We start from the raw sequence: 13,363 nt of genomic DNA, 5'->3' as shown, positions 1-13,363 counted from the left end.
GTTGCTGATTATCCGCAGGGTTCTACGTCGAGTGGCGTGGATGACGGATAATATGCGCAAACGGAATCATATGAGCAAGATAAAAATGCGCGAACACATAATTATTTTTGGATGAACGGATAATCTGGATATTTTACCGCGGCTTGATCCAGTCGATCGGGGCGGCCCACTCGACGATCTGGTCGATCATGTCTGGGTAGAGCGCATTGATGCTGGTCAGTGTCCAGGTGTTCGGGGTCGTCCCCGGGCGAACGGTTTTGACGAAGATCCGCCCGTCGGCCAGCTGCACGACGGCGCGCCTGTTGACCATCTCGGAGGGTGGCAGGGTCTTGGAGTAGAAGAGGATGGTTCCCTCTTCATAGGCGGGATACATCGATTCCCCGGACACCTCGACGGCAACGGTGTTCTGATGGGCATCTGCCGGCGCATCGACATAGTTTTGGCCGCCATCGTCGATGGCGTAGATTTCCTGGCCGGCGCCGACCTTGCCCATCAGCTTGACGCGCTTGAACGGTTTGCTGTCGGGCGTGCCGAATTCCATGTTGTAGAGCTCGCGAATGGCATCGCGATGGTGGCCTTCCGGCTCGGAGCCGGACTTCCATCGATTGACGGTGGATTGGGACACGCCAAAATGGGCCGCCAGCTTGACCTGGTTCCATTTTTTCATGCTGAGCAGTTGGGCTATGTAGGTCGCGATATCCATGGGCATGTGGATACTATAGATCGGTGAAACTAAAAAATCCGTTTATGGATAAAATCGCCTTTTCATGATATCTGTTTGCGCATAATATGCGCAGATGATCTTCATCCTCCTCATTCATCTCCTTGACCTGTCCGATCAGTGCGCTCCTTTGCGCACAGGCGGTGCGCTGTGAGCGGCGAAGCGACGATCCGGCGCGGGGTGCGCAATGCACACTATGCCGCCATTCCCAATCATGTGTTTGAAGATGCCAGGCTGTCGATGGAGGCGCGCTGGCTGCTGTCTTATCTGCTGTCCAAGCCCGACAACTGGACCGTGGTGATCGGCGACATCGTCAAGAAGGGCAATTGCGGGCGCGACAAGGCCCGCAAGATGATCGCCGAGCTGGTGGAGACCGGCTATGCGGAACGGGAGCAGACCCGCGCCGGCGGCAAATTCGGGCCAACAGTGCTGGTGATCTTTGACGAGCCGCGCCAACCAGGCTCCGTCAATACCGACGCCTATGATGTCTCCGATACCTCCGGGCCAACAGATGCGTTTGATGCTTCGGAGACGGCAGATGCGCCTGAGGCCGCCGACACATCCTGCAGTTCCGGCGGATCTGATGCGGCCGATGCGGCATCCAAAAGTGTTGCATTTCTACCGCAGACTGAATTGCCGTCGCCGGCAGAACCGTCGCCGGTTTTACCGGCGCCGGGAAAATCGGCCCTTAGTAATAACTTAAATCTAGCAAAGACTGACTCCTACCAAGGGGAGGGCGCGCGCGAACCGGCTGGGGACGGTCGTGGTGTCGCTGATGTCGACGATAGGGCAGCGAGGCGGCTGGCGCGCGCCCGGATCGGGGAGCAGTTCGACATCTGGTTCAAGATGTGGCCGAGGCCCGGTAATCCCGATTTTGCCCGCAATGCCTGGTTTGCGCTGTCGGCTGGGGAGCGGGAGACCTGCATCGAGCGGACGCCAGCCTATCTGGCCTGGACAGCACGCGAGGACCTGTCGGCACCTGCCGTCTACCTCAAGGCCCGGGCATGGAGGGAGATGCCTGAGGGTCTGGCGGGACGCCAGGGTCAAAGCCATGCCTATGCTCGGACACATCCCCATGTCGATGCCTGCGCACAAGCTGATCCCCAAACCCGTTCCTCCACCCACGTCATCGCCAAGGTCTGCGGAAAGCTCTGGATGGGTCGGCATTTCCAGGCACTGCTCTGTGAGCCCACAGGCCAGCTCGTGATAACGGCTTTCGATGAACGGCGGATTACATCCGGAGCAGTCAGCCGGGAGGCGCTGGCCTGGGAGAAGCGCAGGGACCATGGCTGGCCACTGGTCAGCAAGATGCACGATCTCGCCGGCCGCAACGAGCCGTTCAAGACGACGACCGACATCCTGCCGCTCGTGTCCAGCTTCGAGACGGTCGAGCGCAGCAGCCCGCTGTTTGCGGCCTGGCGACGGCTACACGAGCGCCGCGGCTGGATGTTCGTCGATGGCCTGAGCGACTGGATCTGTTTTCCGGCGATTGACCAACAACAGCCCGATCTCGATGTGGCGGTCGAGGCCGCCCTTGATCACTTCACCACCAGCCTGAGCAAGGGACGCACCCATGATGCAGCATAACCGTGACCGTAACCAACAGACCGTAATCTCGAACGAAAGGCTCTTGAGGCTGGCGCATGTCACAGCCGTCGAGGCGAGGCGGAAGCGCCAGATCGCCATGGCACGGCGCGACCGCCCTGACTTCGACACGCAGGCTCGCTGGGTGGTGGCGCGCTGCAAGAGCGGCCTGGAGCAGGTCATCCGCGATGCGCTCGCGGAGCAAGGGATCGACTGCTGGTGCCCCTGCGAGCGGCGAAGACTGCCGCCCCGGCGCCGCAAGCCGGCCCTCGTAGTCGAGCGGCCGCTGTTCCGAGGCTATCTGTTCGTGCGGGTGATCCCGGACAATGAGGCCTATGCCGGGCTGCTGCTGGCCTCCAGGCTGCAGAGCCTGATGGGGCAGGATGGCAAACCCTATCTTATGCCGGAAACCCTGATGCGGCAGCTGCAATTATCCGCCAAGGCTGCGGAGAGACGCCACATGGATGCGGGCGATGTCCCGCCGATGCCTGACATGTTGGGCAAGCAGGTGACGATCCGCTCCGGCCCGTTTGCCGACTTTGTGGTGACAGTGCGCAAGGTGCTGTCGAAGCGGGGGCAGGTGGTTGTGGATGTTCCGATGTTCGGTGGCATGAGTGAGGTCACCGTGGGTGTGGAGGCCATCTCGGAGTGAGGCGGTGGCTTCAGAGATTGAGACGTGTCGGTGCCCGATTGCCCGATGGCTCCGAAGGTCCGGTGGGCTCCAAGAGTAGGACGAATAGGGGGAGGGGGTGGGTTTGCCTTGAAACCGATCCGCCTCCTGCACCGGCGTCAGTCATTCGTGTGTAGCGAGCGGAAATTGGAGACAAAAAGCCACTCTGAGAGAGCAGGGAAACACAAGGCAGGAGGTGAATGTCTCAGTGCCAGGACGTGCAGTGTCAACCAGCGAAACATTTGAGACCTCTATGTCTCCGCGACACTGGCGTTCTCGGCACGATTTGGGCGGGCGATGCCCCAGAACGTTACTGCGACGAACAGGCCGACGAAACCGGGCGCCAGCAACCGGATCGGCTCGTGGAAGAAAGCATCACTGACTTCCTTCCTGACAATGCCCGCCCCAAGATGGTTTTGTATGACGAACGAGAACCAAGTCATGGCTATGCCAATACATCTGAGAATGACGCCTGCACAAAATCCGCTAACAGCATAATGCACTGCCCGTCTGTACCTTCGCCTGCTCAGGATCAGATGCACGGGAAGACCAACCACGAGCATGACGATGTACGCCATCGGCACTGTGACCGCCAAGGAGGTTGTGACGATCTCTGCCGTCGACATTCCCGCCAAAATTGGGTCTGCAGGTGCCCTGATGAATGAGTAGCCTGTGAAGCATAATGGCGCCCAAAGCGGGGCGACAAGGAAGGCTATCCATAGGCTTCGTTTCATTTTCTGTCGCTCATCGTAAAACTCGCCGTTGAGCCGACCTTCGTGAAATAGATTTCGGCACTGGGTAACCGCCAATAGGCGGTATTGACTATCTCGTTATGATCCTCGTCCTGGGGTGCGCCAATGACGGCTTTCATGTCTGCGAGCAGGGTATCTTTGTTGGTGGGGCTATAATTGCACGCCTTGCCCGGATTGACGCCTTTGGCGATCCAGAAACTTAAGCTGCTTCCTGCGGTCTCGTCGCGCCATCCGACGACCTCGACGGTGACCTTGTTATAGGTCTCATAAGACGATTTCCAATTCTTGTCTTCCGGCATCCGCGGCCAGCCAAGCAGATCTCCCTTTTGCGTTGCCTCTTGGACAGTGGCTGATCGGCAGACATCGAGGGCCTGCGCGATGGTTATCTCATTCGCTCGGGCTTCGATCGCTGCAATCAGATTGATCATGACGGCGACAGTCAGCCAGAGCGGGAGGCGATGAGAAATTGCTGCAAACAGTGCCAATGTCGGTCCTCAGTGATGCTGGAGCATAGCAGTCTCTAATCAGCGCTCTCGTCAAAGGTAAGCTTTTGATGCAGCGTCACGGCCTGCGGACTGCGCAGGGCCGGATCTTCGCCGTTTTCGACGGCCAGCACCATGCGGATACGCTCCTCCTCGGCCATGCGCCGCGCTTCTTCGTATCCGTATTTGGCGACATTGAACGATCGCGTGAACTGCCGGCGGCGGCGCTTTCCCGCAGGGACCGGCGTGTCGTCATCAACGGCGATCTCGATACGGGCCATCCAGATGTCGGATTTATGCGCCCCGGCGCGTTCGATGTAATAGACACCCGGTACACTGCTGCCTTCGGACCTGTTCTTGCGCACCAGCATGCGCATATCCTTGTTAGTCAAGGGCGGCACAACCCTCAGCACTGCATCGCGATAAGCTTTTGCCACCTCCAGCGCCTGTTCCTTGCCGCCGTAGGTTCCATCGCTGAACGTCATCTGGATCGTTTTTCCGCCGCGCGTCAGGTGAACCAGCCAAGCGTTTTGGCGATGTCGATCCGTATCAACCCGATGGATCGCGTACATTGCCTCTTCGTGGAAGCGGGTTTCTGGAGGTGATTTTGGTCCTACTCTGGTCATCCTCTATTCTCGGATATTCCGCCAACTAAATTCGAAGCGGGCAGATCATCGACCGGAGGTCTTTCGACTACGGTTGACGCTGCGACAGTGGATTAGAGTTGCGCCATCGGAAACAGCGGCCTTATGCAGAAAAGTCATTGTATTCAGCATTACCTGAATGTGATGGCCGTGAAGTCGTCTGTCAGACCGTTCCACGTACCAGTCGCAAAAGCAGTGATTGAATGTCCGGTGCGTGGTTCTTCATCTAATCGCCCTGTAGTGACCCCGATATTTTCGAACAACACTATCCCAACTGATAGGCTGGCTCCCCCATTCATTTCCTCTAGTTGTCGAAGGACATCAATCCCGTTCCCTTGGAAAATCTGAACGCCCCTGAGCGTGACATTTTCGAGATCGTAAAAGGCTTCAATTTCTCTCACGCGGTTTTCGCGATAGCGAACAATCGGAGCCTTGGTGCCTCGTTGCTCATTGAAACTTCCAGGTCTTAGGCCTCGACTCGATCGGTCGGGCGCGCCTACTATTGCTGAGACTTCCTCGGCTGTCATACCGAAACGGATCGGCCCCATTCTTTCAAACGGAAATATTTCCCAGTCCATATACAACTCCTATTTCTTACCCGGCAGCCAGCCGTGCTCTTGCAGACATTTATAATAGGCGAGCAACTCACGGGTTGCCTGATTGTATTTCCTGATGTCGCCGCCCTTTTGGGCGATCCTGCGAACATCTCGAATGTCCATTGCGAGAGCGTCCCGATATTGCCCGGCGTCGATCAACTCTTGCTGAGCTTTCCGCCACTCTTTCGCTTCCGCACTAGACCCAGTCGAGAGTGCGTCGCGGTGGTCGGCTTTATCCATCTGCATTGACGGACTTGGTAATTCACCCAAAGGCGATACCGACTTGGGCGGCATATGATTAGATTCCATCTCTTTATCGCCGACACCCTTAGTCCCGCCGTAAGATCCACCACGAAACTCTCCTGGTCCGTCCTTATCCCCTTTAGCCAAATGCAGGCACGGATTACGGGTCGGTTTCCTCTTATTTGTTACGCGTCCCCCGCCGCTGCCCTCTACCGCTTCCGCAGCATGCTCGGCTTTCTCAACATGCTGGCGTTCGCGGGCAATTTTTCCGATTTTGCCCGCTTCTTCGAGTCCTTCTTCTACTTCTTTTAGCAACTTGATTTTTTTGCCTGGGCTTACGATGCTCGCTAAAACACCCGTTCCAGCGCCAAGCGCACCTGACATGCCATGCTTGTCGTAACCCTCTTCAACGCTGTTGACCGCGCCTTTGACGCCATCAACAACGAACTCTCCAGCCGCCTTCGCGCTGCCGACTGGATCGTTGACGACATGTTCCCCGACATTGTACAGGCCGCTTCCAACGTCCTGTGTACTTTGCCAGATTTGTGCACCCGTGGGCAGGCTTTCGTAAGCCCCCTTAACATCCCCCCAAACCGACGCCTTGCCATTGTAGTAGTCGCTGATCTTGCCAGCGGCCCCATCTATTAGTGATGCTTCATCGGAGGTCGCCTTCATTCCTGCCCAAAAGTGACCAAGTTCCGCTTTACCCTGAGCAACTACCGATTTGTTCTGGTTGTCTGTGGCGTCCGGTGCCTTTTGGGTTTCTGTCGAGTTTACGTAACAATATTCTCCTTCAGTATTTCCTTTATTCAAAGTGCATCGATCGCCGTGACGCTGAATTGGAATACCATTGACGTTAACGATTGGAGAAGAGGTAACCGGCTCGACAACATCACCAACAGTGCCCGACTTAACTCCTAGACCGGTGCCGGGTTCGTCTCCGTACGTGGTCGTAAATTTAGAATCGAACCGCTTAATAACCTCACCATTCGCCCTTACGTTCGGAGAGTACTTGTAATCGTTATCTGCGGTACCCCACGACATATAAGGAACCGCATCATCAGGCGATTTACAAACATCGGGAGAAAGGCAGACCGCAATTGCTTTACGATTGTCGGGAATTATTTCCGGAGGGGCAGGGCTGGGTGCCGCAGGGCGAGGTGGGCGCTTGCGTTCTTTTATATAAGGTGCGGCTATTCTATCCGCCTCGGCCCAAGCTTGTTTTGCCCCCTCCAAGTCCGATGAATAAAGAGAATTTCCCTTATCCAGTGCTGCGTTATATGCGCTGAGCTCAGCTGGCGACATAGCTTGTGTGTCGACATAACGACCTCCGCCGACGATATTAATAACAAGAGGATTATCGTCAGACATTGGAAACGACCTGCCCCGACACGCCTTCAGACTGGATAAATAGCTTCGGCGTCCCCCGTCTATGCGCCCAAGGGAAGCCAACTCGCCACGTTAAAAACACACGCCCGATACCAGGCCGCATGTCGAAATGGACACCATCCAAGACCATCGGCGCACGGGCTGGCCCGTTGCCTTGGTCGATTTCGATCGAAAGCTTCAGTTTTGGAAGTCGTCCTTCAAGGCGACTGTGGCTGGGCAATAACATTTCAAGCGCGAATTTTTCGCTGCCATCTAACCAGCTTTCCGCAATGAGATCAGGATGGGCCGCTTGCCAAAACCGGAAATTGAAATCATGCGGTAAAAGCGGATGTCTTTGTTGAAGCCAAAGATCATCGTAGGTACCTGCAAGCGATACCCGATCCTTCCAGAATGGTGATACTGGCGCCAAGCCAGCCGGCCTCGGACGATCTGTTACGGAGGATATCGGATGGCTTTCCTCTTCAATCTGAGGTGCCGGCCATACGGGCTGCTCTCTGAAGCGGGCCTCATCGACTAGCCCAATGCCGATCGGATTGGCTTCAATCGTCTCGCGGTCATTTTTACCACCGAAGGCAAGCCGCCAATCGAGTGGTACATAGGCAACGGGTTCCCCCGGCGTTAACTCCCAACCATCAAGAACATTTTCTTTGGAACGGTCTAGCAGGCCAATCCACGTCTTCCTCGTCTTCGCACGCCATTGGCGGGGGCCATAAACGCGCAAACGTTTCTCAACGGGTCCAACACGCAAACTGCAGGTCCAGGAAGATGCCGGCTTCCCACCTGGCGCGAATGCAGCCCCGACAAATGTAACGTCCGTTGTTGGTTTGAACGGGGCTAAGTCGGTGCAGGCCACCATTGGCGTCTCGTGTGGATCGCCGTCATAGGTATCTGACATCACAAGCGGATATTGACGTTCCGCAATCTGTAAAGGGCCGCCGTTGGAGAGTTTAAAAGTCCCGCGTGCAACCACGACGCCCAACAGTTCCCCAGCCAGATTGTACTGACGGAAGGCAAGCGAGGGAAATGGGGTACGATTATCAACAGTCATCGGCTTCAGCCTTTTGCTGTGGAATCGGACTCTGAGGGGTCGGCTTCTTCAAAACCGCCGCCCGGCTTGTTCAGATCCACGACAGTTCCATTGATCTGGGTTGGACCCGACGCTGTGAAGTTGAATTGCGTGCCGAGAATGATCACCGTGCCATCCTTGCGCATGATGAACTTCGACGCACCGCATTCGATGACGAATTCTTCACCGACGATGACTTTCTTGAACTTGCCGACGGTTTCCAGCGAGGTCTGCCCGACATTCGTCACCTTGCTGACGCCGATCTGCTCGGCACGGGCAATGCCGATGCTGTCGGACTTAAAGCTGCTGACGATGGTGTTCATGATGCCGGGCAGCGGGAACAGGCTGGAGGCATCTGAACCAACGCCGGTGCCAGATCCGGCCAGCGCCGTACCGGCGTCCGCGCGTGGGCTCGGGCCGGAGACGACGCCTTCGCGGGCGGAAAGACCTCCGGCACCGAGAAAGCCCAGAGCAGAGGAGGCGAGTGACGTGGCAAAACTGGCAATGCCGGGGCCGCCACCGCCGGCGATCTGGGCTGCCTGGGCCAGCAGCCCGGCCGTCTGGCCCGATAGAGCCTGCACGCCGGCCATGGTGAGCATGGCCATCGGCCCCGTGCCGCCAACGACGGTGTTTACCGAGCCGCCGATTTCGTGCTTCTGGTTGCCAGAAACTTCCACGGCGCGGTTGCCACCGATGGAGGCCACTTCATGCCGGTCGATGCGTTTGGTGCGGTCATTGCGCACCCGCGTCGTTTGATCCTTCTGGGCATGGAAGAACATATTCTCCTTGCCGTTCTCGTCCTCGAAGGTCATCTCGTTGAAGCCGCTGCCCTTGTGAGTGTTGGAGCGCAGCACCATGCGGGTCTTGTTGGCAGGAAGATCATAGGGCACGGGGTTCTTCGGATTGGGCACGACACCAATGACCAGCGGCCGGTCCGGATCGCCGTCCACGAACGAGACCATGACTTCCATGCCGATGCGGGGAATAACCTGTGCGCCCCAGGTGCCACCGCCCCAGGCTTGGTTGACGCGTATCCAGCAGGTGTCGGAACCATCCTTCTTCGCCCGCCTGTCCCAGGGATACCAGACCTTGATGCGGCCATATTGATCCGTGTGGATCTCTTCACCGGAGGGACCGGCGACGATTGCCACCTGCGCGCCCTCGATGTGCGGGCGCTTGGTGTCGCGATGCGGGGTCAGCGGCACGCGCGAGGGGATCGCTTCGAATTCGTTGCGGTATTCCGGATCGTTCTCGGTCGTCTCATAGGAGCGGTCGACCACCCAGTGGGTGATGCTGGTGATCACATGCTCTTCGTATTGATGTTCGGGATGGGGCTCCTCATAGGGCGTGAAGCGCCGGCCGGCTTCGAGAAAGCGGACATTGGACTTGCCCGTCACCCGCTCATGATCGGCCTCCACCGCCTGCATGCGGAAGGTCTCGGCCTGCTCGGCTTCCTTCACATCGCTGATGCGGGCGGGATATTCGTAAAGCTCGCGCTTGGCCGCCCCCGGCATCTGGATCAGCGATGGCGTGACATTGAGTGGCACGGTGCTCGGCGTCTCGAAATTCCAGTCGGCGCCGGCGCGCTGGCCGGGGATGAAGGCAAACTGCCGCATCCACTCGTTGATATGGTTGCGATCCGACGAGCCTTGCGCTAATCTTACCTTCTCGACACCTTCCGCAGAGGCCGAAGGCTGGCTCCAGGCGACCTTGCTGTCGCTGACCTTGATGCGGTGGACGCCCACCTCATGTTCAAACCAGTAGAACAACCCGTCTTCTTCGAACCGGCGCAGCAGGTAATCGAGATCCGTCTCGTTCCATTGCACGCTGTACTCACGCGCGGGCGGTGCTTTGTGCAGTGGTGCATAGGCAGCCGCTGGAAGACCATGTTCCGACAGCAGCGTCTCCAGCACCTGCATGGAGGTCATGTTCTGCCAGATGCGGCAGTCTGAGCGACGCGACAGCAGCCAGAACTGCGGCCGGATGGTCAGCGTATAAGACCGCAGGCCTCGTGTCACCGGCGGCCCCTCGGACAGATTGGTGACCAGGCCATTGAACGGCCGGCGCACGCCACCCTCATCGAACTCGCCCTGACGGATCTCCAGCGACACATCCACCAGCTTGCCGATCAGCTCTTCCGGCTTGACCGCCTCGCGCTTGGCACGCACTGACAGGGTAATCTCGAACAGACGGTTGACGCCTTCCTCCACCGTCATCCGCTCCGGCAGCAACTGGTCATCACCCAGAGGTGACGACAGTCTCAGAACACGGCTTGCCTGGATGAAATCGGTCGGCGACAGAACGTCGTCCATGGATGCCCCCATATAACGTCATCGAAAATCGTCAAAACAGCCCCATGGCGCGACAATACTGTTTCAATCGCGCCATTGATGGCGAGAATAGGCTAGCTTCCTAAAAGGTCAAGGTATGGAGCTGTTTTTTGTTGGTGTGGTGCTTAGGCTCTGAACTGATCGACAGAGAGCGAGGCAGGAAATCGGATTGCAGACAACGTCCTAGGGATCAATCCGCTTGACTCGATCTATCGGCCCCAGACGTGCTATTAAGGCGTTACTCGCAATGGCGAGCGGCGCCGTCTTTGGCGTCCGAGGAGGCAGCTTGGTTTATGTGGCCTGTGTCAAATGTGAAGCACCGGTTCCTGTCGGTTTGGTATGTCCGCGTTGCGGCGCAAAGCAGCCGGAACCGCATGAGGTGCGCGGACAAAACAGGCGGATAATCCTCGTCATGGCGTTATCGTTGGCGTCGGTCTTACTTTACTCGGTACTGCATCAATACCTGCGCTAAGGTCTTCGGGCGGTTGCCGGAAACTGAGGGGGAGGGAACTGACCGAAATTGGATGTCCAGCCACGCTGCCTAATAGCCTTTCTCCGATCCTACCTTGCGAGAGGGGAAATCCTGATGGATGTCTTGCTGTCCAAAATGATATGAAGATCACGGATCATGGCGGCGGCGGTCAGGAGCGCATCGCGAACCTGATCATCGGTACGCCAGCCTTTTGGGATGGACAGAGCCGTCGTGTGAATGTCCAAAGCAACATCCCGCCCAGGTCCGCTCATCATGCCGATCGCTTCACGCATCTCGCGAATGGTGATGACGGCCCGCTCCAGCAATCTTCGTTTCTGGAACGCATCGAGGTGGTCCAACCGATTGGCGCCGCAAATGAGTTCTGCAATGAAATCCGTCGTTATAGACATAAGGCGACGCTGATCATTCAGGAGGGAAGAGTCAATGTTTGGAGGGCGGTCGGCATTCGCAGAACATCTTTCTATCGGAAGATGTAGCTGGTTTGCATCAGAGCGTCGAAGATATATGCTTCTGATTGGGCTAAGACCAAGGATTGAACCGCAGTTCAGATTGCGAGATTATCACGAGGCCAGCCCAATTTCGATGATATCGCCTTGCAGGCGCTGTGTCGGCTGCGGATATGAAGCGAGGCAAGGTCACGCCAGCAGAAATCGGGCAGACACTCGCGACTTGGAAGCCTGCGACACAGTCAGCGTTTTGGCTGATCTCCGGTGACCTCAATATCCGTCGCCGCCATAAGAACACCCCGCACAGCAGCCAGAACGGGATCTGGTACGACTGCTGCGCCCTTGACTTGGGCGACCTGTATGAAATGCTCTCGGGCGGGACGTCCTTCTTCTTCATACTCACAGGAGCAAACGATGCGGTAGCGCCGGTCTTCAGAGTGAATCTCAAAATCCCATCCATGATCTTCCGCATGGACGGAGCCGCAAGCGATTTCGTTAGCGCTCAGCCGTTCATGAAGCCATGCTGCCAATTCATCTCCGCCGATGAGGTCGTTGAGGGCATCAGGCCGTGGCGCGGTGCCTTTGAAGAGGTCGGTTTCAATTTCGAATAGGTGATGAAAAAGCATTTGTTTTCCTTTGCATGCTAAGAGTGTGCCTATCTGGACTAGGTTGTCTCACTCATGTGGGTCGATAAGGGATACTTATCGATGGTTAGAACACTAACGCGCAACCCTACCATGTGGCGAACTGTAATATTTATATAGAGTTCCTTTAGTAAATCATTTACTATGTTTTCAATGGTTTACGATCTCGCAAAAATCAGCATTACAGCGCTTTTGGAGCCGGCATTCCGCGCCGGTATCGCTCTGACGCGTTTGCACGAGCGCATCGCCCGTTCGCCGGTCGGCCAGGGATGGATCGAACGGTCCTATTTCGCCGATGCCTGCGCCTCCTTGTGGATCGACGGCGAACTCGTCCACCTCGAAGACCTCGTCCTCCACGACGCCACGAAGGATATTCGCACACCCACCCATGAGCTGACAATCGCCCGCGACGTGCTGCGAACCCGCCGGCGCATTGCCGCCCAACTCCCCGGGTGGGCGCTGTCGCCTGATGGGATCCGCACGCTAAGAAGAAATACCTCGGAGATCACGTCGGTTGACGCCGACGAGGCGGAAGCCGCCGGTGTTACCCGGCGCGCGGTCGCGGCCGATCCGGAAGGGGATGGGGACGTCGCCGACGACATCGAAAATCTACCCGGCGTTGACTACGCCGCAATCGATGCAGTGCTGGCCCGCTCCGAAGCAGGGATCGAGAACGCGACCCGGCCCGGCCCGGCCGCGGCGGCGCGGCGGAAAAAGATCCGCTCGTCTATGATCTCGACTGGGACGAGGATTCCAGGCTCGATGAATGGCGGAGCGTGGTGCACCAGGCCGAAAACCTGCCGGGGGTGCTGCAGGCGAACGTCGCCCTCGATGCCTGGAACGAGCTTTCGGTCCTTCAGCACGCCCCTTGGCTCGGCCGCTTGTTTGCCGCCTCAATCCTGCGAGAAGCTAGCATCACCACCGGCGCCCATTTGGCCGCCATCAATGTCGGCCTGAAAACCATTCCCGTCGATCGGCGCCGTCATCGCGACCGGGAGACCAGACTGCTCGCGATCGCGCATGGGCTTCTAGCAGCCGCCGAGTTGGGTCTGAAAGAGCATGACCGGCTGGCGTTGGCGCGCACGATGTTCGAGCGAAAGCTGGACGGACGCCGGGCGTCTTCAAAGCTGCCGGAGCTGGTCGAGCTGGTGATGGCTAAGCCATTAGTGTCGGCCGGGATGGTGGCGAAGACGCTGGACGTCACGCCGCAGGCGGCGCGGCGGATTGTTTTGGAGCTCGGTCTGCGCGAGATGACGGGAAGAGGGAGGTTTCAGGCGTGGGGCGTCGCGTAGCCAAGCAAGAA

The 13,363-nt window shown here is 57.7% G+C and carries 12 protein-coding genes and 1 pseudogene; 4 read left to right on the top strand and 9 right to left on the bottom strand.

All coding sequences use genetic code 11. The features are described from left to right. Nucleotides 1-133: 133 nt before the first annotated feature. Nucleotides 134-709 carry an XRE family transcriptional regulator gene (locus AVI_RS10920; protein ID WP_015916417.1) on the bottom strand — a complete coding sequence of 192 codons (576 nt, stop codon included), beginning with the start codon at nucleotides 707-709 and terminating at the stop codon, nucleotides 134-136. Between the two features lie 162 nt (nucleotides 710-871). Here AVI_RS10920 and AVI_RS29090 point away from each other — a divergent pair, with 162 nt between their 5' ends. Further along, nucleotides 872-2,308, top strand: a complete 1,437-nt coding sequence (locus AVI_RS29090) for a helix-turn-helix domain-containing protein (protein WP_049777188.1) — start codon at nucleotides 872-874, stop codon at nucleotides 2,306-2,308. Next, nucleotides 2,295-2,957: a transcription termination/antitermination NusG family protein gene (locus AVI_RS29085; RefSeq protein WP_015916415.1), complete on the top strand. Its 663-nt coding sequence runs from the start codon at nucleotides 2,295-2,297 to the stop codon at nucleotides 2,955-2,957. The genes AVI_RS29090 and AVI_RS29085 overlap by 14 nt, the downstream gene beginning before the upstream one ends. Nucleotides 2,958-3,226: 269 nt before the next feature. Here the strand turns inward: AVI_RS29085 and AVI_RS10900 are convergent, their stop codons facing one another. The 7 genes from AVI_RS10900 to AVI_RS10870 form a co-directional block, all read right to left on the bottom strand. Then, complete coding sequence (locus AVI_RS10900) at nucleotides 3,227-3,418, bottom strand: hypothetical protein (RefSeq protein WP_041696755.1); 192 nt, start codon at nucleotides 3,416-3,418, stop codon at nucleotides 3,227-3,229. A gap of 287 nt (nucleotides 3,419-3,705) precedes the next feature. After that, nucleotides 3,706-4,155, bottom strand: coding sequence for a hypothetical protein (locus AVI_RS10895; protein WP_187152355.1), 450 nt, complete (start codon nucleotides 4,153-4,155; stop codon nucleotides 3,706-3,708). A gap of 92 nt (nucleotides 4,156-4,247) precedes the next feature. Next, a complete protein-coding gene (locus AVI_RS10890) occupies nucleotides 4,248-4,694 on the bottom strand; it encodes an AP2 domain-containing protein (protein ID WP_234895236.1) in 447 nt (148 codons plus the stop codon). A gap of 290 nt (nucleotides 4,695-4,984) precedes the next feature. Further along, on the bottom strand, nucleotides 4,985-5,431 hold the full coding sequence (locus tag AVI_RS10885; RefSeq protein WP_071203583.1) for a hypothetical protein: 447 nt from the start codon (nucleotides 5,429-5,431) through the stop codon (nucleotides 4,985-4,987). A 9-nt stretch (nucleotides 5,432-5,440) separates the two neighbouring features. After that, a complete protein-coding gene (locus AVI_RS10880) occupies nucleotides 5,441-7,063 on the bottom strand; it encodes a DUF4150 domain-containing protein (protein ID WP_015916411.1) in 1,623 nt (540 codons plus the stop codon). Then, nucleotides 7,056-8,129 (bottom strand): DUF2169 family type VI secretion system accessory protein, encoded by a 1,074-nt coding sequence (locus AVI_RS10875; RefSeq protein WP_015916410.1) that lies wholly within the window; start codon nucleotides 8,127-8,129, stop codon nucleotides 7,056-7,058. Before AVI_RS10875 ends, AVI_RS10880 begins: the two co-directional genes overlap by 8 nt. 5 nt (nucleotides 8,130-8,134) lie before the next feature. Then, nucleotides 8,135-10,459 carry a type VI secretion system Vgr family protein gene (locus AVI_RS10870; RefSeq protein WP_015916409.1) on the bottom strand — a complete coding sequence of 775 codons (2,325 nt, stop codon included), beginning with the start codon at nucleotides 10,457-10,459 and terminating at the stop codon, nucleotides 8,135-8,137. Nucleotides 10,460-11,089: 630 nt separating this feature from the next. On the opposite strand from AVI_RS10870, the gene AVI_RS31080 reads away from it, so the two are divergent. Further along, the gene (locus AVI_RS31080; RefSeq protein ID WP_041696749.1) at nucleotides 11,090-11,446 is read left to right on the top strand and encodes a hypothetical protein; all 357 of its coding nucleotides are present in this window, start codon (nucleotides 11,090-11,092) and stop codon (nucleotides 11,444-11,446) included. A gap of 212 nt (nucleotides 11,447-11,658) precedes the next feature. Here the strand turns inward: AVI_RS31080 and AVI_RS30535 are convergent, their stop codons facing one another. Beyond that, nucleotides 11,659-12,042 carry a hypothetical protein gene (locus AVI_RS30535; protein ID WP_139192552.1) on the bottom strand — a complete coding sequence of 128 codons (384 nt, stop codon included), beginning with the start codon at nucleotides 12,040-12,042 and terminating at the stop codon, nucleotides 11,659-11,661. A gap of 162 nt (nucleotides 12,043-12,204) precedes the next feature. Here AVI_RS30535 and AVI_RS10855 point away from each other — a divergent pair. Further along, nucleotides 12,205-13,352, top strand: a pseudogene (locus AVI_RS10855) (RHE_PE00001 family protein). Nucleotides 13,353-13,363: the final 11 nt, after the last annotated feature.

The sequence above is a fragment of the Allorhizobium ampelinum S4 genome, assembly GCF_000016285.1.
Classification (GTDB): domain Bacteria; phylum Pseudomonadota; class Alphaproteobacteria; order Rhizobiales; family Rhizobiaceae; genus Allorhizobium; species Allorhizobium ampelinum.
The sequence above is the reverse complement of the archived record's forward strand: the minus strand, read 5'-3'. Positions and strand labels throughout refer to the sequence as shown.